Consider the following 23613-nt stretch of genomic DNA (forward strand, 5'->3'; position numbering starts at 1 on the left):
GCTGAGACCGGCCGGCTGTCAGCTGCGCGCCACGAGGCTGACGACGTTAGCGAGCGCGATGAGCACCGCCGCCACGAACGGCACGCGCCCGCGCGCCACGACGGCGACGACCGCGAGGGCGGCGCACGCGACGAGCAGTGCCAGCCCGGTGGCGTCCAGGCCGGGGCCGAATGCCGCCACGACCGACCCCGCTAGAAGCACCGCGGGTGCCAGCCACCGCACGACCCGCTCGCCGAGGCGGTGCGGCAGGCCGCGCACCCCCGTGGCCTCGTCGTCGGCGAGGTCCGGCAGGGCGTTGAGCAGGTGGGCGCCGACGCCGAGCAGGCCGCCCGTGACGAGCACCCACGCGGGCGGCCAGACGGGGGAGGGGAGGGCGAGCGTGACGACGGCCGGCAGCGCGGCGAACGCGACGGCATACGGCAGCGGGGAGAGCGCGGTGCGCTTGAACCAGAGGTTGTAGGCCCAGCCGGACGCGACTCCGAGGAGCAGGTGGACAAGGCCCGAGGCCCAGCCGCACGCGAGCGACAGCACGACGCAGGCGACGAGGGCAGCGCCGCAGGCGGCCCGGACGACCGTCTCCGTCACGTCCCCGGCGGCGAGGGGCTTGTCGGTGCGCCCGACGGCGCGGTCGCGGCGCGCGTCGATGAGGTCGTTCGACCACCCGATCGAGAGCTGGCCGGTGAGGACGGCCGTGGTCACGAGGAGACCGCGCGTCAGGGTGTGCCCGGCCGACCAGGCGAGCAGGGCGGTGAGCACGGTGACGGCCAGGGTCGGGCCGGGGTGGCAGGCGAGCACCAGTGCACGCACCGTCCGCCCGACCCGCTGAACCTCCGCCACGGGCCGAGCCTAGGCGCCCCGAAGGGACCGTCCCGGGGACGAGCGTGTCCAGTGTCAGGCCCCACCGGCGCCCGCGGCGCCTACGCTGGCCCGGTGAGCCACCTTGCGGCCGTCCGCGGCGTCCTGCCTGACCACAGCTACGCGCAGGCCGACGTCACGGCCGCCTTCGCCGACGTGCTCGGCTCGACCGGGTCCGACCGCGCACTGCTCGAGCGGTTCCACGCCAACGCGGGAGTGAGCCAGCGACACCTCGCGCTGCCCCTCGAGCGCTACTGGCAGCTCGCGGACTTCGGGGCAGCCAACGACGAGTTCATCCGCGTCGGGACCGAGCTCGGCTCGCACGCCGTCACCAAGGCGCTCGCGGCATCCGGTCTCACTCCGCGGGACGTCGATCTCATCATGTCGACGACGATCACCGGGCTGGCCGTCCCGTCTATCGAGGCCCGGGTCGCCGCCGAGATCGGCCTGCGCGACGACGTGAAGCGCGTCCCGCTCGTCGGACTCGGCTGCGTCGCCGGCGCTGCAGGGGTCGCCCGCGTCCACGACTACCTCCTCGGCCACCCCGACGACATCGCTGTGCTCCTCTCGGTCGAGCTGTGCAGCCTCACCGTGCAGCGCGACGACCGGTCGACCGCGAACCTCGTCGCCAGCGGCCTGTTCGGGGACGGCGCGGCCGCGGTCGTCATGGTCGGGGCCCACCGCGCCGCGGCCCTCGCCCCCGCCCAGCCGCGCGTCGTCGCCACCCGCAGCCGGCTCTACCCTGGCACCGAGCGCGCCATGGGCTGGGACGTCGGAGCCACCGGGCTGCGCATCGTCCTCGGCGCCGAGGTGCCCGACCTCGTCCGCGAGAACGTCCGCGACGACGTCGACCGCTTCCTCGCCGGCCAGGGCCTGACCCGCGCCGACATCGGCTGGTGGGTCGCCCACCCGGGCGGTCCCAAGGTCCTCGAGGCGATGGAGGAGGCGCTCGAGGTCGACCGGGAGGCCCTCGGCGTCACGTGGCGCTCGCTCGACCGCATCGGCAACCTCAGCTCCGCCTCCGTGCTCCACGTGCTCGCCGACACCCTCGCCGACCACACACCGGAGCCCGGCTCGTGGGGTGTCCTCATGGCGATGGGCCCCGGCTTCTGCCTCGAGCTCGTCCTGCTCCGCGCGGCCGACTGAGGCGCCGATGACCTCCCAGTGGCTCTTCACCGGCCTCGTCGTGCTCGTCGGCCTCGAACGCGTCGCCGAGCTCGTCGTGTCGAAACGCCATGCGGCGTGGGCGTTCTCGCGCGGTGGTGTGGAGCTTGGCCAGTCGCACTACCCCTTCATGGTGGGGCTTCACACCGGCCTGCTCGTCGGCGCCGTCGCAGAGGTCTGGGTGGCCGACCGTCCCTTCGTCCCGGTCCTCGGCTGGGTCATGCTCGCCCTCGTCGTCGCCAGCCAGGCCCTGCGCTGGTGGTGCATCACGACCCTCGGCAACCAGTGGAACACCCGCGTCATCGTCGTGCCGGGGCTCTCGCTCGTGCGACGCGGCCCCTATCGCCTCATCCCGCACCCGAACTACGTCGCGGTCGTCGTCGAGGGCTTCGCCCTGCCGCTCGTGCACACGGCCTGGCTCACAGCGCTCGTCTTCACGGTCGCCAACGCGGCACTGCTCACCGTACGCATCCGGGTCGAGAATGCCGCCCTGCGCGAGATCGCCTCTCCCGTAGGCGCTTCCGACGGGGCCGTCGCATGAGTGCCGACGTCATCATCATCGGTGGGGGCCCCGTCGGGCTCGCCGCGGCGTTGTACGCCGCGCGCTCGGGTCTCGCTCCCGTCGTCCTCGAGCCTCGGGCCGGCACGATCGACAAGGCGTGCGGTGAAGGCCTCATGCCCGGGGGCCTTCTCGCCCTCGGCGCGCTCGGGGTCGACCCGCAGGGCCACGACCTGCGCGGCATCCGCTACGTCGCCCGGGGCCGCGTCGTCGAAGCCGACTTCAGGGCAGGCCCGGGTCGCGGCGTGCGACGCACCACCCTCCACGACGCCCTGCGCGAGGCCGTTGCCGCGGCGGGCATCGAGATGCTCCCGTTCAGCGCGATCGAGGTGACGCAGGACGACGCCGCCGTGACGGTGCGCACCGGCCACTCGGGCACCGCCGGGCCGGTGTTGACCGCTCCGTGGGTCATCGCGGCCGACGGGCTGCACTCTCCGACGCGCCGCTCCCTCGGACTCGACCGCGACCACGGCGCCGTCGGCCGAATGGCCGGCATGCGCCCACTGCGCCGCTACGGGCTGCGCCAGCACTACGGCATACGCCCGTGGGGAGACCACGTCGAGGTGCACTGGGGCACGCACGGCGAGGCCTACGTCACGCCGGTCTCCGACGACCTCGTCGGGGTGGCCGTCCTCAGCAAGCAGCGGAACCCTTTGTCCGACAGCCTCGCCGAGTTCCCACACCTGCGCGAGCGACTCGACGGAGCGCCCGTCGTCACGTCGGTGCGCGGCGCCGGACCGCTGCGTCAGCGCACGACGCGCCGGGTCGCGGGACGCGTCCTGCTTGCGGGTGACGCGAGCGGCTACGTCGACGCCCTGACCGGGGAAGGCATCTCGCTCGGCCTTGCTCACGCGCGGGCGGCGGTGGCAGCCTTCGTCGCCGGCGACCCTCAGTCCTACGAGCGGTCCTGGCGCCTGGCCAGCCGGCGCTACTCCCTGCTGACCCACACCCTCGTCCAGGTGACCCGACCGACCTGGACCCGGCGGCTGCTCGTGCCTGCCGCCGCGACGCTGCCCCCGGTCTTCCACGGGGCGGTCAACGAGCTCGCGAGGCCGGGGAGTTGACCGGGATGCAGCCGACCCGCACGGTCGACCCGACCGACCCCTCGGAGGAGCTCGTCGTCCTCGTGTCCCCGGACGGCCGGGCCATCGGCACGGCGCCGAAGGCGACGGTCCACCACGCCGACACCCCGCTCCACCTTGCGTTCTCCGTCTACCTGTTCGACGACGCCGGCTCGCTCCTCGTGACCCAGCGCGCCCTCGGCAAGGCCACGTTCCCGGGGGTCTGGACCAACTCCGCGTGCGGCCACCCGGCGCCGGGGGAGCCCGTCGAGGATGCCGTACGCCGTCGCGCCCGTGACGAGCTCGGCCTCGAGCTGCATGGCCTGCGGCTCGTGCTGCCGCGCTTCTCCTACCGCGCCGAGATGGACGGCGTCGTCGAGTTGGAGCTGTGCCCCGTCCTCGTCGGGCGGGTGGCCGGTGTGGCACCCCGGGTCGATCCGGACCCGAGCGAGGTCGAGGGCGCCGCATGGCTGCCGTGGGACGAGTTGGCCCCGGACGTGCTGGCCGGGACCCGGGTGGTCTCGACGTGGTGTCGCGAGCAGGTGACGGAGCTGGCCGCCCTCGGCCCCGACCCGGCCGCCTGGCCGACCGCCGACTCCGCCGACCTCCCACCCGCCATGACCTCCCACTCGAGTGGGAGTGGAGTCAGCTGACGAGGACTTGGTCGGCGAGGGCCTCGAGCGCGGCGGTCTCGCACCCGGCGGCAAGGGCCTCCTGTGTGGCCTGCCGAGCGGCGACGAGCGCGTCCGGCTTGAGCGCCGCGATCACCGCGCCGACCGCCCGGGCCTCGATGCACTCGTCGTGCAGGCGCATCTGGTCGAGGTTGCACGTGCTCGGGTGGGTGCCGAGGTGGGCCTCGCAGGCGGAGTCGAGGTCGCGCTCGAGGTCCCACAGCGCGACGAGGTCCTCGGTCTCGGGATAGTGCTCGAGACCACCGCGGGCGACCTCGAGGGCGTTGCGGTCATGGACCCCCGCGACCGCGCACGCCAGGCGTGCGACACGGAAGGCGAAGCGTCGGGCCTCCCCGCGTTCGGCGCCCGCGATGCGCGCGGCGATGCCGGGAACCAGCCCCTCGACCGGGTGCAGCTTCACGGGTACTCCTCGACGGTCCGGGGCGGAGCTGCAGGAGCAGCCCACCGGGCCATACCCGCTCGGGCGCCGGCCCACCCGTATTGTCCCAGAAGGAAGGCGTCGGCGTGGTCGCTTCTGCCACGAACCGACGCAAACGCCCTCAGGTGTGGGCGACCGTCACGGTGCGCACGCCCCGCAGGTGCAGGTCGGTCCGGTGCAGGAGACTCAGGGGGCCGTCACCCAGCAGGGTCGTGAGCGTGAGGCGGTCCTCGGCGTCCAGGCGGTCGGCGAGACCGTGCGAGAGCCGGTCGAACCAGCCGCGCGCGTACGGTCCGGCGAGCGGGTGCTCCGGTGACGACTCGTCGATGACGAGGTCGTGCTGCCCGGTCACCGTCCATCCGGCGTCGCCGAGGATCGAGGCCCACGGCGCCCCCAGGGTCGGCACGGCCTCGGCGTGCACCACGGAGAGCGCGTCGAGCGCCCGCGTCTCGAAGCCGGGACGACCGACACCCAGGTCATCCGGCAGGAAGCGCAGCGGCTCGTCGAACTCGGCCACCGCGACGAGCCCTCCGGTCCGGGTCACCCGGCGGAGCTCGGACAGCGAGCGAGTGGGATCGGCCAGGTGGTGCAGCGACATCGAGGCCCACGTGAGGTCGACGGGGCCGAGGTCGGGCCACCCGGCGTCGAGGTCGACCACCAGGGTGCGGACCCGGTCGCCGGTCCCGGCGGCCTCCGCCTTGGCGTGGATGCGGGCCAGCGACAGCTCGGAGACGTCGACGGCGACGACCTCGGCGTCCGGCAGCCGACGCGCCAGGCCCAGGGCACCGGTGCCGGTGCCGGCCCCGAGGTCGACGACGCGGGCAGGCGAGCGCTCCCCGCGCGCGGCCCGCTCCGACAGGGCCGCCGTGGCGAGGTCGAGGGCGGAGTCCCAGTAGCCGTGGAGCACCTGGGCGTCGAGGTCGAGCAGGTCGGCACCGTCGGACTCGAGCTCGGCGGAGTCGTGGTCGTGGGTGTGACCGACACCCTCGTGGAGGTCGGATGCGTCGTGGTGGTGGGAGTGCGGCATACGTGACACGGTAGGAGATCCTTGCGCCGACACCATACGATCTTGCCAATGACGCAAGAACTCGATCTCGACGCCGTCATCCGCGCCCGCGTCCGTGGCCTGCGGATCGCCCGCGGCTGGTCCCTCGACACCCTGGCCGGACGATGCGGTCTCAGCCCCTCGACCCTGAGCCGGATCGAGACGGGGCACCGGCGGATCGCGATCGACCAGCTGGCCCCCATCGCCCGGGCCCTCGGCACGACCATCGACCAGCTCGTCGAGCTCGCGGGCGACGACGACGTCGTCATCCACCCGCGGCGGGACACCGCCCACGGCCGCACCACGTGGCTGCTCACCCGTGACGACGAGCCGCACGGCCTCGTCGTCGCGAAGATGCGGATCACGGCTCGCCGTCCCACTGCCCCGCTCGGCGTGCACCCGGGCCACGAGTGGTTCACCGTGCTGTCAGGGACCGCCCGGCTCCACCTCGGCGACCGCACGGTCCTCGTCGAGGAGGGCCAGTCGGCGCAGTTCTCGACGATGGTCCCGCACGCGATCACCGCTCCGGAGGGCCCGGTCGAGGTCATCGTCGTGCTGGACCGCGACGGTCGGCGGGCCCACCTCGACGCGGCGCCGGCCGACGCCGGCGCCGGCGCCGGCGTCGACACCGACGCCTAGGCTCACTCGGCCTGCAGTGCCCGCACCTCGACGGGCGCGCCGCAGGCCGCCGAGCCCTCCCGGGCCAGCGACAGCGCAGCGTCGAGGTCGGCGGCCTCGACGATCCAGAAGCCCCCGAGCCACTCGCGGGCCTCGCTGAACGGCCCGTCGGTGACCGACCCGGCGCCGGCCGACGCGTCGACGACCTTGGCCTGGGTCACGTCGGTCAGGCCCGCGGCGTGCACCCACGCCCCGTCCTGCTGGAGCTTGCGGTTGAAGGCGTCGACGGAGGCGTACATGCGCTGGATCTCGTCATCGGACGGCATGGCGTCGCCGACGGTGTGGTGGACGGAGAGGAAGTACTGGGTCATCTCGGTGCTCCTGGTCGATGGTCGGCTGTGCTGCGGTCGGGTGCCGGTGTGGCTCCCGTTCACCCGCACGTCGAACGGCCCGATGCCGTCTCGACACCGTTCGACGAGGGAGATCCAGGCCGGGGGAGCGCTCAGCCGACGGGCAGGCGCTCGCGGAGGAACTCGGTCGTCGTCGCCCATGCGAGGGCCGAGGACGCCGGGTCGTGCCATGGCATGTCGTCGTTGTCGAACGCGTGGTCGGCGCCGGCATAGGTCTCGAAGACGGTGCCCGGCTGCTCGGTCACGCTCGCCTCGATGCGGCGCACCGTCTCGGTGTCGATGAACGAGTCGGCGAGGCCGAAGTGGTGCAGGCTCGGCGCGGTCACCGTCATGAGGTCGTGCAGGCCCGGGAGGGCCGAACCGTAGTAGCTGACGAGCGCGTCGATCGGCGCCGAGCCGTCGGACTCGAGGTGGGCGGCGACGTTGAAGCCGAGCCCGCCGCCGAAGCAGAAGCCGACCGCACCGACACCGGCGGTGACCTCGTCGCGGTCGCGGAGCCACTCGACGGTCGCGGCGGCGTCCGTCACGGCGGCCTGCCAGTCGAGGCGCTGCACGAGGCCCATGCCCTGCTGGAGGGCGTCCTCGCCCTCGACGGCCGAGGTGACGCCGAGCCGCCAGAAGATCTCGGGCGCGACGACGACGTAGCCCTGCTCGGCGAGCTGGGCGGCGCGGCGCCGGATGTAGTCGCTGACACCGAAGATCTCCTGCAGCACGACGATCCCCGGGCCGTGTCCGGCTGGGGGGAGCCAGAGGTGCGCGGGCATCTCGCCGGTATCGGTCGGAATGGTCACGGCATCGTCCATGCGGCCCAGTATGTACGTCGGCCGGCACGACTCAACGAAGCGCGCGGAGCTGCTCCAGTCTGGCCTCGTACACGTGCACCCGCTTGGTGAGCGTGTCGAGCTCGTGCTGATGCTGGCGCAGTACCGCGACGAGGCCCAGGACGACGACGACCAGCCCCGCCCCTGCGCCCCAGAGGGTGAGGAACCCGGTGGCGCCGGTGCCGGTGCCGGTGCCGTGCCCGGTGGCGAGCATGCCGATCATCGCTCCGAGGAGCAGCGCGGCGAGCGTGCCCAGGCCGGCCAGGCGGCGCGAGGCGGTGCGGTCAGACGCCGCGAGGGCGTCGCGCGCCACCGCGAGCTCCTCCCGCGCGACCGCGCGGTCGAGGAACGTCGCGGCGGGGAAGCGGTGGACCTGGCGACCCTCACCGAGACCGAAGCGACGCCGGTGGTCGGTGGGCGCGTCGACGAGAGGGGACAGGTGGGCGGGGCCGGGGAACGGCATCGCGGGCAGGGCGGTCATGGTGGTGCCTCCGGGGTTCGGGGTGATGTGGGTGAAGGCGCCCGGGCCACGGGCGGATGGGCGGGTTCGGGATGGGGCGAGACCGGACGAGGTACCGGCGAGGTGCCCACTCGAACGACTGCTTGCCTCGAGTGGGCACCTCGCGTCGGTCGGTCGTCCTCAGTCGTCCGAGCCGGCGTGCAGCCGGGCGCCGAGGGCGTAGGCGGCGACGACGAGGGCCGACGCGGCCAGGACGATGTCCTTGAGGACGTACTGGCCCATCAGCGTCGGGCCGTGCGGGAAGAGCTCGGCCGTGAAGAGCGCGAGCGGCGACATGATCCCGATGAGGGCTCCGCCGAGGACGACGATGCCGACGCGCAGGAACTTGCCGGTGACGAGCGTCAGGCCGATGACCGTCTCGGTGACGGCGGTGAGCAGCACCGCGGTGTGGCCCGAGACGAGGCCGAGGGTCAGACGGTCGATCGTCGCCGAGGCGATGGCCTCGGCCGGGCTGAGGCCCGGGACGAACTTGATGACGCCGAAGCCGAGGAAGACCAGCCCGAGGCTGATCCGCAGGGCCTGGAGGCTGTAGGCCACGAGGAACGCCTGGAGGCGGTCGACGGCCGAGACGGCCACACCCGTGACGGTCCCCCGGAGGGAGCCGAGGCGGGTGGACGGGATGGATCGGTGGGGCCCGGACTCGCCGGGCCGGTCGAGGACGTACTGCGACATGGTGGTTGCTCCTTGAAGTCGAAACTGTCGAGACCTCAGATGGAGCAGGGCCGCCGGAAGATACGCCGCGCCGCCGGGTTGAGTCGATCTACCTAGACCAAACAGGACCCGACGCGGGCAAATCGGACCCGATCGTCGATGACATCAATTCGATTGACATGGAAGCGGATTCCCGACCACCTGTACTTTTCTCCACCCCCGGAGGGTCACGAACGTCATGGTCCCGGGCCCCTGACGACCCCTACCGTGGTCGCGTGACCACGATCCGCAGCCGCGTCGAGCGGCGCCTCGCCCCTCGCCACACGGCATACGTCGTGCTCGGCGGTGTCGTCGGTGCCCTGGCGGCGCCGGTCATGTGGACGCTCGCGAGCCTCGCGACGGGACTGCTCGTCGTCGTCGTCGGGGTCGCGTTCGTCGGGCTGCTGCTCCTGGCGTCGGAGGGTCTGAGCCGCTGGCACCGGGCCCGCGCCGCCGCGCTCCTCGGCGTCGTCGTCGACGCGCCAGCGAGCGGGGCCGAGCCGGGCTGGCGCGGCTGGCTGGCCCGGTTGGGCCGGGCGACGACCTGGCGACAGCTGGCCTACCACGCGTTCGTGGGACCCACCCTGCTCGCGGCCTCTGCCGGGCTCGTGGCGTTCTGCTGGGGCGGTGGCCTCGTGCTCGTGACCTCCCCGCTGTGGTCGCGGATCAGCCCCGAGGTGGTCGCGCTGCCCGGCGGCCTCCTCCAGGGTGTCGGCCGCATCTGGGTGTCGACCGCCGTCGGCCTCGGCCTCCTCGCCATCGCCCCACGAGCCGCTCGCTGGCTCTCCGCGCTCGACATCGCGATCCTGCGGCCGATGCTCGGCCAGACCCGGGGCGAGCAGCTGTCGCCGCGGGTGACCGCCCTCGAGCAGACGCGCGCCGGGGTCATCGACGCCGCCGACGCCGAACGTCGCCGCATCGAACGTGACCTCCACGACGGAGCCCAGCAGCGCCTCACCTCCCTCGCGCTCAACCTCGGCATGGCCCGCTCCGCGCTGGCCCCTGACGCGCCGCCCGCGACGCGACGGGCCATCGAGGAGGCGCACGACGAGGCCAAGCAGGCGCTCGCCGAGCTGCGCGGCTTCGTCCGCGGCCTGCACCCGGCGGTCCTCGACGAGCGAGGGCTCGACGCAGCGCTCTCGGGGATCGTGGCCCGCTCGCCGGTGCCGACGAGCCTGCACGTCCTCCTCGCCCAGCGTCCCCCGCGGACCCTCGAGGCCGTCGCCTACTTCGTCGTGTCGGAGGCCCTGACCAACGTCGCCAGGCACTCGGGAGCCACGAGGGCCGCGGTCCGGGTCACCTCGGACGCACACCGTCTCGTCGTCGAGGTCAGCGACGACGGCCGGGGTGGTGCCACGACCGGCGCCGGATCCGGCCTCACCGGACTGACCAACCGGGTGGCGTCCGTCGACGGCACCCTCACCGTGACCAGCCCGGTCGGCGGTCCCACCGTGCTCAGGGCGGAGATGCCGTGCGTGTCGTGATCGCCGAGGACTCGATCCTCCTGCGGGACGGGCTGATCCGTCTGCTCGCAGCCAATGGCATCGAGGTCGTCGAGGCCGTCGGCGACGCCGAGGCAGCGCTCGTCGCCGTCGAGCGGCACCAGCCCGACCTCGCCCTGCTCGACGTGCGGATGCCGCCGAGCCACACCGACGAAGGGCTGCGCGCCGCGCTCGTCATCCGCGCCCAGTGGCCCGACGTGGCCCTGCTCATCCTCAGCCAGTACGTCGAGGAGCGGTATGCCGCCGACCTCCTCGCCAGCACCACCTCGGCCGTCGGCTACCTCCTCAAGGACCGCGTCGCCGACGTCGACGAGTTCGTCGACTCACTGCGCCGCGTCGCCGACGGTGGCACGGCGCTCGACCCCGAGGTCGTGGCGCAGCTGCTGCTCCGCCGCGACAAGAGCCCGCTCCAGCGCCTCACCGACCGTGAGCGCGAGACGCTCTCGCTCATGGCCGAGGGCCGCTCCAACACCGGCATCGCCCGGGCGCTGCACGTCAGCGAGAGCGCGATCGCCAAGCACGTCAACGCCATCTTCACCAAGCTCGACATGCCGACGACGGCCGGTGACCACCGCCGCGTCCTGGCCGTTCTCCAGTACCTCTCGGAATAGGGGACCCACCCATGTCCATGCACGACCCCACTCCCACCTCCGTCCCCGACGACCGCGTCCACGGTGACGCGGTGCCCGGCGCCGCGCCCTACAGCGACTCCTGGCTGCGGCCCACGCTGACGACCGAGCCGGTCGAAGGGGCGGCTGCCGGGCCCAGCGGTGCCGGTGACCACCCGACCCCGCCTGCCCCGTCGGCACGCGCGGGGTGGCTGGTCGCCGGGCTCGGTGCGACGCTCGTGCTGGCGAGCGTCGCGGGCGTCACGACATGGGGCGCGGCCACCGGCGGCCTCTGGCGCAGCGCCGACGAGCAGCAGACCTACCACCAGGACGTGAGCGAGCTGACCTTCGCGGGCGGGTCGAGCGACGTCGAGGTCCGCGGTGGCGCCCCGACGGGGACCGTCCACGTCGAGCGCCACCTCAGCTGGGGGCCCGGCGCGTCGCAGCCGGCGCCGAAGGAGACGTGGGCCGGTGGCAACCTGACCATCGACGCCGGGTGCGACGGCGCGTTCCTGTCGTCGTGCTCGATCGACTACGTCGTCACCGTCCCCGACGCGACGACCGTGACGGTGCGCAACGGCTCCGGCGACATCAGCGTGAGCGGGGCACTCGGTGGCGTCAGCCTCGACGCCGGCTCGGGTGACGTCGAGGGCTCGGACCTCGCGGCCTCGACGCTCACGGCCAAGACCGGCAGCGGCGACATCGACCTCGCGCTCGCGACGGCGGCCTCGCCCGTGTCGGTCATCGCGGGCTCTGGGGACGTCGCGGTGCGCCTGCCGCAGCACACCGTCTATGCCGTGAACACCGAGACGGGGTCCGGTGACACAGAGGTCAGCGTCCCGACCAACCCGGACAGCACGTCCACCCTGCGGATCCGGACCGGCTCCGGCGACATCGCCGTCGACTACCGCTGACCGGCCCGCAGCCCCGCACCCCGGCACACGACGAAGCCGTATGCCGCCGAGGGGGTTCGGCGGCATACGGCCCTGGGAGGTGCCGGCTCAGGTGGGGTTGCCGGCTGGGGTGTCCTCGTCGAAGGCGGCGTGCTTGTCGTCGGGCACGCCAGAGGCGGCGGGGGTGGGAGGAGCCGCCTTGTCGTGGTGCTCGACGAGCTTGTCGATGCCCTTGTCGACCGAGGCACGGACCTTGGTCACGGTGTCGGCGTGCTTGCCGCTGGTCTTCTCGTCGATCTTGGCCTCGGCCTTGTCGAGGGCCCCGTCGACCTTGCCACGGTTCTCGTGGGCGTAGCCGGCGGCGACCGACATCACGGCCTTGGCCATCTCGACGACCGCGTCGCCGAAGTCCTTGGCCTTCTCCTGCAGGTGGACCTCGTCCGCCTTGTTCTTCAGCTGCTCACCGAATGACACGGTGTCTCCTCGTCTCGCACTGGCCGACCCACGTCGGCTCACTGCATCCACACTCATACCCGACGGTGGTCCGCCGCAACCGGGGTCGACCCCGAGATCGACCCCGATCGACCCTGATTGCCCGGGCCGTGGGCGGCATGTCCGACATGTCCCGGGACGTGCCGTCGCCACTGTCTCGTCGGTCACGTCGGCGCTTCTGTGACCGGGGGAACTGCGCTCCCGGCACGCCGGGCGGAGACTTGAGGAGCAGGCGGATTGCCTGCCCCACAACTGAACTGGAGTGATCACCATGAAGCGACTCGACGGACGCGTGGCACTGGTGACGGGCGCGGCGAGCGGCATCGGCAAGGCCACGGCGCGGCGTCTCGCCGACGAGGGCGCAGCGGTCCTGCTGACCGACGTCAACGAGGCCCTCGGGGCCACGACGACCGACGAGATCCGGTCCTCGGGAGGCACGGTCGAATTCTTCCGGCACGACGTCACGAGCGAGGCCGACTGGGAGGCCGCCGTCGCCAAGGCGGTCGAGGAGTTCGGCGCGCTCGACGTGCTCGTCAACAACGCCGGCATGGGCGACCTGCTGCCCATCGAGGACACGAGCCTCGCCGACTGGGAGCGCACCATCGCCATCGACCAGACCGGCGTCTTCCTCGGCATGAAGACGGCGGCCGACCAGCTCAAGGCCTCGGGCCACGGCGCGGTCGTCAACATCAGTTCGATCTTCGGCACGAGCGGCGGCTTCGGCACCTCGCCCGCCTACCACGCGGCGAAGGGCGCGGTGCGGACGCTGACGAAGAACGTCGCGCTGCACTGGGCGACCGAGGGCGTGCGGGTCAACTCGATCCACCCGGGCTTCGTCGACACCCCGATCCTCGACGGCGCACGGGGGACCCCCTTCGAGCAGGCCATGATCGACCTGACCCCGATGGGTCGCCTCGGGCAGCCCGACGAGATCGCGGCCGGCGTCGCCTACCTCGTGAGCGACGACGCGGCGTTCGTCACCGGCCTCGAGCTCTACATCGACGGCGGCTACATGGCCCGCTGACCGATGGCCCGCTGACCGATGGCCCGCTAGCGTCCGCGGGCGCTCGACCAGGCCCAGTCGAGCGCCGTCCGGTGCCGGGCCCACGACGGGTCGCCCACCGACGGCGCCTGGGGGTCACCGTCGACGGCGGCGCCGTCCGGCGCGCCGTCGCCCGCCCGCGTCGTCGCGAGCGACCGGGACACCGCGTCGGAGACCCGGAGCCGTCCCTCCGGGGGCTCGCCGAGCACGTCGGCCGCGTCACGCTCGGCGACCATGTCGTGCCCGAGGCTCGGGATGAGCGACTCCACGGTGCCGCTCGGGACGTCGACGAGGGCGCCCGCCACGCGGGCGACCGCATCGACGGGCGSGAGCCACACGGGGACCTGCACGCGCAGCAGGCGGGCGCGGGCGGCATACGTCCGGAGGAGGGAGACGTAGCTGAGGCGGTCGGGGCCGACGACGTCGAGGTGTCCCGTCACGTCGGGCCGCTCGACCGCCTCGGCGAGGAACCACACCGCGTCCGCGACGGCGACCGGCTGGATGACCGAGCTGCCCATCCACGCCGGCACCGTCTGCACGACCCCGAGCCGGGTGGACATCTGGCGCATCACCTCGAAGCTCGTCGAGCCGGCCCCGACGACCATCGACGCGCGCAGCGTCAGCACCGGGCAGTCCGCCGTCGCGAGGATCTCCTCGACCTCGAGCCGCGACAGCAGGTGGTCCGAGAGCTCGTCGTCGGGCAGGTCGGGCACGATCCCCGAGAAGTAGACGAGGCGGCCCGCGCCGACGACGCCCGTGGCATACGCGACGTTGTCGGCGGCCTGCCGGTCGCGCTGCATGAAGTCGTCGGAGTCGAGACCGTGCACGAGGTAGCAGATCGCGTCGACGCCCTCGAGGGCCTCGACGACGCGGTCCTCGTCGTGGACGTCGACGCGCCGCCACGCGACGTCAGCCGACCACGGGTACGCCGTCGCCGGGCTCCGGTGGTGGGTCGCCACGACGTCGTGGCCGCGACGGAGCAGCTCGGGCACGAGGCGTGAGCCGACGTAGCCGCTCGCGCCGACGACGGCGACCCTCATCGGCGCTTGCGCTCGCGCCGGTCGCGCCGGAGGGAGCCGAAGAGGTCGGTGGCCGAGCGGACGAGGTCGAGCGAGCTATCGTCGTCGGCCTCGGCGTCCGGGACGGGGCCGGACACGGACATGCACGTGAGGAACCGCTCGATGAGGGGGTCGGACGCGCGCTGGACGAGGCCGGTGCCGAAGTCCATCGGGAAGCCGAGGAAGACGAGGTCGGTCACGAGGTGCGCCCGGGTGCGGTCGCCGTCCCGGTCGTCGTCGCCGTCCGCGTCGACGGGGTGCAGCGTGAGCGTGATGTCGATGGTCGCCCTGCCGAGACCGTGCCGCTCCTGGCCCGAGGCCGTCAGGCGCGCGCGACCGGCGTCCTCGTCGCGCTCGACCATCGAGCCGGTGCCGTCGAAGTACATCGACAGCGGCCCGAGCTTGGCCTTGATCTCACCGACGAAGTCGTCGCCGTCGACCTCGGTGACCTTCGCGCCCGGGAAGCACCGGCCGATCCGGCGCAGGTCCATGAAGTGCGCCCAGACCACGTCGCGCGGTGCGTCGAGCTCCTGCTCGTGCCCGAGTCTCATCGCGTGTCCTCCCGTCGGCCGCGCCGCCCGGTGGGTGGCCGGCGGCGCTTCGTCCACCGTGGCATACCCGTACGGCCCGCGGCAGAGGCGGCCCGGTCCAGGGCGTGGGCCGGTGGCCCCTCAGTCGCCGGCGCCGGAGGGCAGCAGCTCCCAGTAGAGGCCGTCGCCCCAGCCGCCGTCGGTGACCCGGTCCACGGCGTGCTCCCGACCGAACTCCACGAAGCCGACCGACCGGAGCACGGCGTTGCTCGCCGCGTTGTCGGCGGCCGTCTCGGCGACGAGGCGGCGCAGGCCCAGCCCGCCCTCGCTCGTCGGGGCCAGGGCGTGGGCGACGGCGAGCCGGGCGGCCTCCTTGGCGGCGCCGCGACCGCGGGCGCTCGGGAAGAACTGGTAGCCCAGCTCGGCCGTGTCGGTGATGGCCCCGCCGCGGCTGAAGACGGTGACGCCGCCGAGGGCGCGGTCGGTCTCGAGGTCCGCGACGCACCAGTCGATCGCCGTGCCCTCGGACATCCGCTCCTGCCGGGTGAGCAGCCAGGCCGGGAAGGTCTCGCGGCGCAGGATCGACCGGGACGGCATCCAGTGCACGGGGTCGTCGCGCAGCTCGATGGCGTCGACGTCCTCGGGCCGCCAGGGGCGCAGCCGGACCCGGTCGCCCTCGGTCGGCGTCGCGGCGAACCACGGCGTCTGCGCCGTGAGCGGGTCGCCCGGGGTGATGCTGCCGGTCCACGTGTCGAGCGCCTCGGAGCCGCCCTCGGGGTCCGGGTGGCTGGCCGGGATGGTGCCGTGGAAGGTGAAGCCCGCGGCCCACGCGGCTCGTCGCGAGCCCCAGTTGCCGACGACCGCCCGCCAGTGCACGCGACGGACCGGGACGCCCCAGACCGGTGTCGCGAAGGCGTGGTCGACGACGAGCCGGACGGCGCGCGACATCAGGCCCCGGCCACGCGCATCCGGGTGCAGCCCGAAGCCGAGCTCACCGACGGACGCCGCGGCGCCGGGTCGCAGGTCGATGGTGCCGGCGTAGCGGGCCGCACCCGTCTCGTCGGTCCACTCGATCGCCCACGAGCGCCTGGCGCCGGCCTCGCCCCAGGCGGCGAGGTTGCCCTCGACGAAGGTCACGGCGTCCTCGGCGGAGTAGGGCCGGGGCACCGTCGTCCACCGCAGGCTCTCGGGGTCGGTGCTCTGTTCGACGATCGCCTCGGCGTCGTCGACGGAGTGGGCGCGCAGCGTCACGACGCCGTCGGTCAGGGGGTGAACGGCGGGCGGCTGGGAGGCATCGGTCACGGCGTCAGCCTGCCAGCCGGCATACGGCCCCGTCACGGCGATTCCGGGTGCCGGCGCGGTAGCGCAGACCTCCCGGGACGTGCCCGGGAACGAGAGAGGACCGGGAGCCGGCGTGCCGGCTCCCGGTCCAAAGGCCCGCTTCCCCTCCACAGGCTGCGTACCGGCCTCTACCGTACCCAATGGGTCGTCCGGACGAACACGCGTTGCGGGCGGCCCTGGACGACGCAACTCGGGGGAGGATGCGTGGGGAGCCGACCGGCTCCCGACGCGAGGAAGGGTTGCCGTGGTGACAGGGGCCGAGGGGGGCGCGCGACGCCCGGCGCTCTCGGATCGAGGACAGGCCGGTGGCGGGACGGAAGTCTCCCCCTGGCCTCGACTCCCGCCCCGGCCCACCGGTGCCAGTCGTCACGATACGAAGGTCGTGGGCCGTGACGCGTCTCTGTTGCGCACGCGGGCGCCGCGCGCAACAGGGCTTCACGCCGGGGTGTCCTCGTGTTGAACGAACAGGTGCAGTGGGTGCTGCGCAACGCCCGCCTCCAGGCCGCCGACCCCGCACTGCGCAGCGCGGCGGCGTTCGCCCACGGCGCGGGGCGGGCCGAGCCGGTGCACCGGTCCCAGGTCGGCCGCTGGGAGAACGGCCGCGTCGAGCTGACGCGGTCGCTCGTGCGCCGCTACGAGACCGTGCTCGACCTGCCCGACGGCCAGCTGCTCGCCGCCGTCGACCTCTTCTCGCGCTCCCACCAGCCCGTGCGCCCGGCCGCCACGCTCCCACCGCCGACCCCGCCCGACGTCGACGGCACCCTCGACCTGCTCGAGCGAGCGCTCGCCGACGAACGGATGAGCGGGCTCGACTGGGACCGGCTCTCCGACCACCTCGGCCGGATGCCCCACGCCATGGTGCGAGCCGGCGACTGGGAGGGACTGATCCGCCGGCTCCTCCAGGAGGTCAGCCTCGGGCTGGACCTCGACTACGTGCAGCGTGCCGAGGCCATGGCCCGCCTGGCCGGGCACCCCCGCAGCGCCGGCGTCGTCGCCGCGCTGGCCGCCGAGGTGGTGGGCCGGCCCGACGCGCAGTTCTACGTCGACACCCTGGGCCTGCTGCGCTTCATGGAGGCCCCGCGCGGCTTCTCCGTCCTCATCGGACAGCTGCGCGAGCCGACCAACGCCAGCTCGCTGCGGGCCTGCCTCAGCGTGCTGACGACGCTCGTGCGCGGCACCGGCCTCGACCCCGAGGCGCGTCTCGACGCCGTCCGGCTCGCGGTCCAGCACCTGCGCGACCCCTCGCACCCCTACCTCGTGCACCGCGGCGCCGCCAACCTCGTGCGCACGCTGGGGCCCGAGGGCCACCGCGTCGCGACGGGTCTCACGGCCGAGGACCGTCGGGCCGCGGCCTCGATCGTCCGCAACGGCCGGGCGATCACGGCGCAGGCGATCCGCGAGGCCCACCTGCGGATCCGGGGCGAGCTCGAGGCGGCCGACGGGCACGCGGCCGCCCACGAGCCGATCCTCGGCGAGCTGCTGCAGACGGCGCTCGGCGAGACCAACGAGGAGGACCGGGCCTACGCGCTCGGCATCCTCATGCTCTCGCCGCAGAGCCGGATCATCGGCCGGGTCCACGCCGCGGCCTTCGCCGACGCCCTCGCGCGGCACGACCACGTCGCCGCGCACGAGAGCCTCACCGTGCTGACGTGGATGGGCCAGGCCGAGGACCTCGACCTCTTCGAGCGGGTCGCGCTGTCGCCCGCCTCGGCACCCGACGTCGCCAAGGAGGCCGGCTACGTCGTGGGCAACACGCTGGAGCCGGCCGGCCGGCGGCGGGAGGAGCGCGAGGAGGCCGTCGCCCGGCGGATCGCCGGGCTGGTCGCGACCGGCGGCGGCGAGCCCGACGCCCAGCTGCTCCGTGGCCTTGTCTACGCCCTCGGCATGCGAGGCCGCTACGACCTCGTGGCCGCCCTCGTCGAGGCCCTGCCCGTGTCGGGGCGTGACCCGCTCGCGATGGCCGAGCAGGCCCGCGCCACGCTCGGCTGGTGGCTCGACGTGCCCGAGCACCTGCGGCCGGAGCGGTGACGGGGCGGGGTCGATAGGTTGGGGGCGTGCAGACGGACGAGGTGCTGAGCCTCCTGAAGGACGTGGCCGACGAGGTCATCAACCCGCGGTTCCGGGCGCTGGCGGCCGGAGAGATCCACGAGAAGCGTCCCGGCGACCTCGTGACCGACGCCGACCGCGAGGCCGAGGTGCTCATCACCGCCGCCCTGGTCGCCGCCTACCCCGACGCCGTCGTGCTCGGCGAGGAGACCTTCGCCGGAGACCCGGCGCTCATGCAGCGGTATGCCGCCGCGGACCACGCGTTCACGGTCGACCCCGTCGACGGCACGAAGAACTTCGTCCACGGCTCCAAGGACCACGCCGTCATGGTCGCCGAGACCGTGGCCGGGGAGGCCGTGCGGGCGTGGATCTGGCAGCCACAGCACGAGGTCGGCTTCGTCGCCGAGCGCGGAGCAGGAACCTGGCGCCACGACGCCGACGGGTCGCGTCGCCTCACGATCCCCGAGCCACCCGCCGCGGGCCTCCGGGGCCGCACGTCACGCCGGAAGTGGATCGGCCAGGCGCTGCACGGCCTCGAGCCGATGACGCTGACGTGGGTCTCGTGCGGCATCGACTACCCCAAGCTCGTCGAGGGCGAGGCCGACTACATCCTCTACGCGTCCGCTGCTCCGTGGGACCACGTGCCCGGCTCGCTCCTGCTCGCCGAGGCCGGTGGTCTGCTCGGCACGACCGAGGGCGTCGTCTACTCCCCCCGCGACACCGCGCCCCCGGGGCTCGTCGCCGCCGGCAGCCCCACGGCATACGACCACGTATGCCGTGCGCTCGCCTCGAGCGCCCACCTGCCCTGACCCGCCGCTGACGTGGCACGCCCGCGGCTCCGGTACCGGCTCACCGGCCAGTCACTCCTCGGAGGCCGCCGCCGACGCCTTCTTCGAGCGTGCCGCGCGGGCCGGCGCGGTCTTGGCGGCCTTCCGCGCGTCGCGAGCGGCCTTCTTCGCCGTGGCCGACGCCTTCGTCGTCTTCCTCGCGGCGACGTAGCGCTCGGGGTCCTTGTCCTTCGGGGTGATCCCCTCGGCCCAGCGCACCGCCTCGTAGCGCAGGAACTGCACGGCGATCTCGTGGCGCAGCTCGAGGCTCGCGCGCTGCCGGAAGTCGGCGAGGTCCTGGCGCTCCTCCTCGCCCATGTGGTCGCTGTTGTGGACGTTGGCGTCGACGACCGCCGTCCACCACGCGTCGGAGCCGGTGCGGCAGCGCCCCACCTTGCGCACCGACTTGCGGATGTCGTTGTGGTCCTTGACGGCGTCCTCGACCTCCTCGTCGACGGACTCGGCGTCGGCGCCGCCCGTGCCGATGCGCAGCAGCTCCGGGTAGAAGTAGAGCTCCTCGGCCTCGGCGTGCGTCTCGAGGAGGATCTCGAGCCGCTTCCAGACCGCGGCCAGGCCCTCGTGGTCGTCGCGCGGCCACTCCTCGAGCACGGCGAACATCCGTCGCTGCTCGTCGTGCTGGCGGAGGATGACGTCGGTGATGTCCACGGGAGGGCCTCTCTGTCGTCCGGCGGGTTCCGGATCCACTGTGCCGCATCCATACCCGTTGGACGTCGCGGGCTTGGCCGTTTCGCGTATCACCGGCCCCGGCTGGTGCCACCGTTGGTCGGGAGAGTTCACCGACGCGCTTCAGCGACGCAGGATGGGTGGTGGGTCCGCATGACGAGCAACGACCTGGTCGTGGTGCTTCCGGGGATCACCGGCAGCACGCTCGGGGTCCGGGGTGACGACGGCTCGCCGGCGAGCGAGAACCTCATCTGGGCCCCCAGCGCGGGCGCGGTGTGGAAGCTGCTGACGGGTAGCCAGTCCATCCTCAAGAAGGTGCTGCCCGAGGGGATCGGCGACGACCACCCGGGTGACGGCGTCGAGCCGGTGGCCCTCATGCCGGACGTCCACGTCCTGCCGGGCATCTGGACGCCGATCCGCGGCTACGACGTGCTCGTCAGCGCCCTCGAGAAGCAGGGCTACCAGCGGGGCACCGGCGGCAAGCCGGCCACGCTCATCACGTACGCCTACGACTGGCGCCTCTCGAACCGCTACAACGGCGCTCGTCTCAAGACCGTCGTCGAGCCCGCCCTCGAGCAGCTGCGGGCGCAGGGTGGCGCGTATGCCGACGCGAAGGTCGTCTTCGTCTGCCACTCCATGGGTGGGCTCGTCGCCCGCTGGTACATCGAGAAGTGTGGCGGGGCCGAGGTGACCCGCAAGCTCATCACCCTCGGCACCCCGTGGCGGGGTGCCACCGACGCGCTCACGCAGCTCGTCAACGGCGTCAAGAAGGGCATCGGCCCGCTGTCGATCGACCTCACGGACTTCTCGCGCAGCATGCCCTCGCTCTTCCAGCTGCTGCCCGAGTTCGCGTGCATCAGCAACGCCGGCGGCTACGCGAAGACGACCGAGGTGTCGGTGCCCAACGTCAGCACGGCGATGGTGGCCGACGCGATGGCCTTCCACACCGACCTCCAGGCCGCCGAGGCAACCCGCCCGGAGAGCCACACGTCGGCCCACATGATCGTCGGCATCCGGCAGCCGACGGCGACCACGGTCCAGCTCTCGGGCGGCACGGCCACGGCCTACCAGGACTTCGGCACCGACAACGACTTCGGCGACGGCACGGTGCCGCTGACCGGGGCGGTGGGTCTCGGCGAGGCGCTCGACACCAACCTGGCCGTGCGCGTGCCCGACCAGCACACCAACCTCCAGTGCAACCAGCTCGTCCTCGACCAGGTGCAGGAGATCCTCAGCGCCAAGCCCGTCCGGAGGCGGGAGATCACCGACACGAACGTGCGCGCCGTCGTGCCCGACCTCGTCACGGCCGGACAGCCGCTCAAGGTGGCCTTCGACCTCGAGTCGGACGACCTCGGCGCCGACCCACCGCACAAGGCCGTGACGGTGACGGTCAGCAGCGAGAAGGGCAAAGTGCTCGCCACGGCCGAGCCGGCGCTGCGCAAGGGCCACGGCGTCGCGACCTTCGACGACCTGCCGGCCGGCACGCACACCGTCACGGTCACCGGCTCGGGACCCACGTCGACGGTGCGCCCGGTCACGTCGACGACGCTCGTCTGGCCGAAGCCGACGCGCTGAGGAACGCGCCTGGTCGTCCGCGTGATCCTGCACCTGATCGCGCCACAGCTGCGCCCGAGCGACACATCCTGCGCTACCTCGCGCGCGACCTGGTGTCCGCGACTGGTGGTTGAGTGAGGGAATGACCTCAGAGATCAGTGCATCGACGATCGGCTGGGACTGCGTCGCGCTCGACTGCGCCGACGCAGCCGGTGTCGCGCAGTTCTACGCCGACCTGCTCGGCGGCCGCGTCGAGGCCGACCCGGACGGCGACTGGTTCAACGTGCTGTGGGACGGCCCGCGCATCGCGACCCAGCTCGCTCCCGACCACGAGTCGCCCGACTGGCCGCGAGGCCAGCAGCAGGCCCACCTCGACTTCGTCGTCGTCGACATCGCTGCCGCCCACGAGCGGGTGCTCGCCCTCGGCGGCACGGCGCTCGACCCCGTCGAGCCGCCACGGCCGGAACCCGAGCGCGGGTTCCGCGTGTACGCCGACCCGGCCGGCCACCCGTTCTGCCTGTGCCGCCCGACCGAGGACGCCTGGGGCTGAGCCTCGGCGGCCTCCGACCGTCAGCCGAAGTCGAGTCCGTCGAGGGACGTCGAGGGCTTCTGGTCGGGCAGCCGCAGCATGCGGAACGAGTTGGCGAGTCCCAGCAGGCCGGCCAGGAGCGGGACCAGCAGGGCGATCTGGAGAGAGCGGTTCCGGGCCTCGTCGTTGATGGCCAGCACCTCGGCCTCCACCTCGGCCGGCTGGCCGGAGATCTGCTGCTCGAGCTGGCTGTTGCTCATGATCTCGGCGTCGTGCTCGAGGGCCTGGGCGATCTGCTGCTGCTGCGCGGCCGGGATGACGGGACTGCTCTCGGACAGCTGGGTGAAGCTGAGCGACAGCGCGGCGAGCATGAGGCCGCCCGCCATGGCGAGACCGAAGGAGAGGCCGAAGGACCCGGCGGCCGAGTTGACTCCGGCGGCCTCGCTGACCCGCTCCTCCTCGACCGGTGCGAGGGTGTAGTTGTTCAGCTGCGACACCAACAGGCCGAGGCCGCACCCGGTGATCGCGAGCGGGACCACGAACCACCACCCGCTGTCGGCGCGTGGGACGAACGGGATGATGATCGCGACACCGAGGCTGCTCAGGACGAAGCCGACGCGGATGATCGCGGCAGGTCGCCGGTCACCGGCCTTCCTGCCGGCCACGAGGGCCGCCCCGAACATCGTCAGCGACAGGGGGGCGAGCGACAGGCCGGACTGGAGGGCGTTGTACTCGAGGGTCATCTGGAAGTAGAGCGGGAGGGCGATCATCGCGCCGCCCAGGGTGACCTGCTGCAACAGCTGTCCCGAGACACCGGCCGTGAAGTTCGGATGACGGAACAGGTCCGGGTCGAGCAGGGTCACGGCCCCGGCGCGCTTGCGCCGGATGAGCCACCGGGCCAGCAGCACGAGAGCCACGGCCCCGACGGCCATGAGGAGGCCGACGAACTCACCGCCCTCCTGCCAGACGAGGATCCCCAGCACCACGCCTCCCATGCCGAAGACGGACAGGACCGCGCCGACCACGTCGACCTTGCGTGAACCGGTGTATGCGACATCGCGGACCAGCCGGATCTGGCTCAGGACGACGACGATGATGACGACCTCCAGCGCGAACCCGACCCGCCACGACAGGTAGGTGGTGACGAAGCCGCCGAGCAGTGGACCGATCGCGGCGGCGATGGCGGCCGAGGCGCCGACGAGGGCGTAGGCCTGCTTCTGCGCGGTGCCGACGAAGTTGCCGTGGATCAGCGACTGCATGGCCGGCAGGAGCAACGATGCGCCGAGCCCGCCGATGATCGCCCAGAAGATGATGATCGCCGTGAGGCTCTGGGCGAGCGTCATCGCGAGCGCCCCGATGGCATACGCGAGCAGACCCAGGACATAGGCCCGCTTGCGCCCGATCAGGTCGCCGACCTTGCTGTTGATGAGGATGAACGCGGCCGAGACGAGCGCCTCGAGCGCGATGGCGGACTGCACCCCGCTGGCCGTCGTGTCGAGGTCGACGATGACCGCGGAGATCGACACGTTCATCAACGACGTGTCGACCACGAGGACGAACATCGCCGCGGCCAGCAGCAGCATCAGGCGGCGACTCCCCGAGGCGTCGGGATCCGATCCTGGGGCGGGACTCTGCGTCATTTCTCCCTCTCGGT

Annotated in this window: 26 protein-coding genes; 13 read left to right on the top strand and 13 right to left on the bottom strand. The window is 73.0% G+C overall.

The window, feature by feature from the left end; translation table 11 throughout:
- Nucleotides 1–18: 18 nt before the first annotated feature.
- Nucleotides 19–837 carry a UbiA family prenyltransferase gene (locus ASD90_RS01720; RefSeq protein WP_082588419.1) on the bottom strand — a complete coding sequence of 273 codons (819 nt, stop codon included), beginning with the start codon at nt 835–837 and terminating at the stop codon, nt 19–21.
- Between the two features lie 93 nt (nt 838–930).
- Between ASD90_RS01720 and ASD90_RS01725 the strand changes: the two genes are divergently transcribed.
- From ASD90_RS01725 to idi, 4 genes are read left to right on the top strand one after another with little or no spacing between them, the layout of a single operon-like run.
- Nucleotides 931–2001, top strand: coding sequence for a type III polyketide synthase (locus ASD90_RS01725; protein WP_056754214.1), 1071 nt, complete (start codon nt 931–933; stop codon nt 1999–2001).
- A gap of 7 nt (nt 2002–2008) precedes the next feature.
- Nucleotides 2009–2560: an isoprenylcysteine carboxyl methyltransferase family protein gene (locus ASD90_RS01730; RefSeq protein ID WP_056750791.1), complete on the top strand. Its 552-nt coding sequence runs from the start codon at nt 2009–2011 to the stop codon at nt 2558–2560.
- On the top strand, nt 2557–3642 hold the full coding sequence (locus ASD90_RS01735) for an NAD(P)/FAD-dependent oxidoreductase (protein WP_056750795.1): 1086 nt from the start codon (nt 2557–2559) through the stop codon (nt 3640–3642). The genes ASD90_RS01730 and ASD90_RS01735 overlap by 4 nt, the downstream gene beginning before the upstream one ends.
- Before the next feature lie 5 nt (nt 3643–3647).
- On the top strand, nt 3648–4292 hold the full coding sequence (idi, locus tag ASD90_RS01740) for an isopentenyl-diphosphate Delta-isomerase (protein ID WP_056750798.1): 645 nt from the start codon (nt 3648–3650) through the stop codon (nt 4290–4292).
- On the opposite strand, the gene ASD90_RS01745 is transcribed toward idi, so the two are convergent.
- Nucleotides 4285–4731, bottom strand: coding sequence for a hypothetical protein (locus ASD90_RS01745; RefSeq protein WP_056750801.1), 447 nt, complete (start codon nt 4729–4731; stop codon nt 4285–4287). The two genes, idi and ASD90_RS01745, sit on opposite strands and share 8 nt — an antisense overlap.
- A 139-nt stretch (nt 4732–4870) precedes the next feature.
- Nucleotides 4871–5776: a class I SAM-dependent methyltransferase gene (locus ASD90_RS01750; RefSeq protein ID WP_056750805.1), complete on the bottom strand. Its 906-nt coding sequence runs from the start codon at nt 5774–5776 to the stop codon at nt 4871–4873.
- Nucleotides 5777–5824: 48 nt separating this feature from the next.
- Between ASD90_RS01750 and ASD90_RS01755 the strand changes: the two genes are divergently transcribed.
- Entirely contained in the window at nt 5825–6433 is a 609-nt protein-coding gene (locus ASD90_RS01755) for a helix-turn-helix domain-containing protein (protein WP_056750808.1), read from the top strand.
- 2 nt (nt 6434–6435) lie between these two features.
- On the opposite strand, the gene ASD90_RS01760 is transcribed toward ASD90_RS01755, so the two are convergent.
- The 4 genes from ASD90_RS01760 to ASD90_RS01775 all read right to left on the bottom strand — a co-directional run bounded on the left by ASD90_RS01760 (nt 6436) and on the right by ASD90_RS01775 (nt 8835).
- Nucleotides 6436–6783 (bottom strand): YciI family protein, encoded by a 348-nt coding sequence (locus tag ASD90_RS01760; protein WP_056750810.1) that lies wholly within the window; start codon nt 6781–6783, stop codon nt 6436–6438.
- A 131-nt stretch (nt 6784–6914) separates the two neighbouring features.
- Nucleotides 6915–7625: a dienelactone hydrolase family protein gene (locus ASD90_RS01765; protein ID WP_056750813.1), complete on the bottom strand. Its 711-nt coding sequence runs from the start codon at nt 7623–7625 to the stop codon at nt 6915–6917.
- A gap of 31 nt (nt 7626–7656) precedes the next feature.
- Complete coding sequence (locus tag ASD90_RS01770) at nt 7657–8124, bottom strand: hypothetical protein (RefSeq protein WP_056750815.1); 468 nt, start codon at nt 8122–8124, stop codon at nt 7657–7659.
- A 159-nt stretch (nt 8125–8283) separates the two neighbouring features.
- Nucleotides 8284–8835, bottom strand: coding sequence for a DoxX family membrane protein (locus ASD90_RS01775; protein WP_056750818.1), 552 nt, complete (start codon nt 8833–8835; stop codon nt 8284–8286).
- A 254-nt stretch (nt 8836–9089) separates the two neighbouring features.
- Here ASD90_RS01775 and ASD90_RS01780 point away from each other — a divergent pair, with 254 nt between their 5' ends.
- The 3 genes from ASD90_RS01780 to ASD90_RS01790 are packed head-to-tail and all read left to right on the top strand — an operon-like array spanning nt 9090 to nt 11877.
- Nucleotides 9090–10337: a sensor domain-containing protein gene (locus ASD90_RS01780; RefSeq protein WP_056750821.1), complete on the top strand. Its 1248-nt coding sequence runs from the start codon at nt 9090–9092 to the stop codon at nt 10335–10337.
- Nucleotides 10325–10966: a response regulator transcription factor gene (locus tag ASD90_RS01785; protein ID WP_056750824.1), complete on the top strand. Its 642-nt coding sequence runs from the start codon at nt 10325–10327 to the stop codon at nt 10964–10966. The genes ASD90_RS01780 and ASD90_RS01785 overlap by 13 nt, the downstream gene beginning before the upstream one ends.
- A gap of 11 nt (nt 10967–10977) precedes the next feature.
- The gene (locus ASD90_RS01790) at nt 10978–11877 is read left to right on the top strand and encodes a DUF4097 family beta strand repeat-containing protein (RefSeq protein WP_056750827.1); all 900 of its coding nucleotides are present in this window, start codon (nt 10978–10980) and stop codon (nt 11875–11877) included.
- 87 nt (nt 11878–11964) lie between these two features.
- On the opposite strand, the gene ASD90_RS01795 is transcribed toward ASD90_RS01790, so the two are convergent.
- Nucleotides 11965–12330, bottom strand: a complete 366-nt coding sequence (locus ASD90_RS01795) for an antitoxin (RefSeq protein WP_056750830.1) — start codon at nt 12328–12330, stop codon at nt 11965–11967.
- A gap of 289 nt (nt 12331–12619) precedes the next feature.
- Here ASD90_RS01795 and ASD90_RS01800 point away from each other — a divergent pair, with 289 nt between their 5' ends.
- A complete protein-coding gene (locus ASD90_RS01800) occupies nt 12620–13372 on the top strand; it encodes an SDR family NAD(P)-dependent oxidoreductase (RefSeq protein WP_056754217.1) in 753 nt (250 codons plus the stop codon).
- 26 nt (nt 13373–13398) lie between these two features.
- On the opposite strand, the gene ASD90_RS01805 is transcribed toward ASD90_RS01800, so the two are convergent.
- From ASD90_RS01805 to ASD90_RS01815, 3 genes are all read right to left on the bottom strand, one after another.
- Nucleotides 13399–14430 carry an NAD-dependent epimerase/dehydratase family protein gene (locus ASD90_RS01805; RefSeq protein WP_056750833.1) on the bottom strand — a complete coding sequence of 344 codons (1032 nt, stop codon included), beginning with the start codon at nt 14428–14430 and terminating at the stop codon, nt 13399–13401.
- Complete coding sequence (locus ASD90_RS01810; protein WP_056750836.1) at nt 14427–14999, bottom strand: SRPBCC domain-containing protein; 573 nt, start codon at nt 14997–14999, stop codon at nt 14427–14429. The genes ASD90_RS01805 and ASD90_RS01810 overlap by 4 nt, the downstream gene beginning before the upstream one ends.
- A gap of 120 nt (nt 15000–15119) precedes the next feature.
- Entirely contained in the window at nt 15120–16280 is a 1161-nt protein-coding gene (locus ASD90_RS01815; protein ID WP_056754220.1) for a GNAT family N-acetyltransferase, read from the bottom strand.
- A gap of 492 nt (nt 16281–16772) precedes the next feature.
- Between ASD90_RS01815 and ASD90_RS01820 the strand changes: the two genes are divergently transcribed.
- Nucleotides 16773–18347 carry a helix-turn-helix transcriptional regulator gene (locus ASD90_RS01820; protein ID WP_157622940.1) on the top strand — a complete coding sequence of 525 codons (1575 nt, stop codon included), beginning with the start codon at nt 16773–16775 and terminating at the stop codon, nt 18345–18347.
- A 26-nt stretch (nt 18348–18373) separates the two neighbouring features.
- Nucleotides 18374–19174, top strand: a complete 801-nt coding sequence (locus ASD90_RS01825) for an inositol monophosphatase family protein (RefSeq protein WP_056750841.1) — start codon at nt 18374–18376, stop codon at nt 19172–19174.
- A 51-nt stretch (nt 19175–19225) separates the two neighbouring features.
- Here ASD90_RS01825 and ASD90_RS01830 read toward each other — a convergent pair whose 3' ends face one another.
- Nucleotides 19226–19858, bottom strand: coding sequence for a hemerythrin domain-containing protein (locus tag ASD90_RS01830; RefSeq protein WP_056750844.1), 633 nt, complete (start codon nt 19856–19858; stop codon nt 19226–19228).
- Nucleotides 19859–20029: 171 nt separating this feature from the next.
- On the opposite strand from ASD90_RS01830, the gene ASD90_RS01835 reads away from it, so the two are divergent.
- Nucleotides 20030–21451 (top strand): triacylglycerol lipase, encoded by a 1422-nt coding sequence (locus ASD90_RS01835; protein ID WP_056750848.1) that lies wholly within the window; start codon nt 20030–20032, stop codon nt 21449–21451.
- 121 nt (nt 21452–21572) lie between these two features.
- Nucleotides 21573–21980: a VOC family protein gene (locus ASD90_RS01840; RefSeq protein WP_056750851.1), complete on the top strand. Its 408-nt coding sequence runs from the start codon at nt 21573–21575 to the stop codon at nt 21978–21980.
- Between the two features lie 20 nt (nt 21981–22000).
- On the opposite strand, the gene ASD90_RS01845 is transcribed toward ASD90_RS01840, so the two are convergent.
- Nucleotides 22001–23599, bottom strand: a complete 1599-nt coding sequence (locus tag ASD90_RS01845; protein ID WP_056750855.1) for an MFS transporter — start codon at nt 23597–23599, stop codon at nt 22001–22003.
- Between the last annotated feature and the right edge of the window lie 14 nt (nt 23600–23613).

Source organism: Terrabacter sp. Root181 (genome assembly GCF_001428505.1).
Taxonomy (GTDB): domain Bacteria; phylum Actinomycetota; class Actinomycetes; order Actinomycetales; family Dermatophilaceae; genus Terrabacter.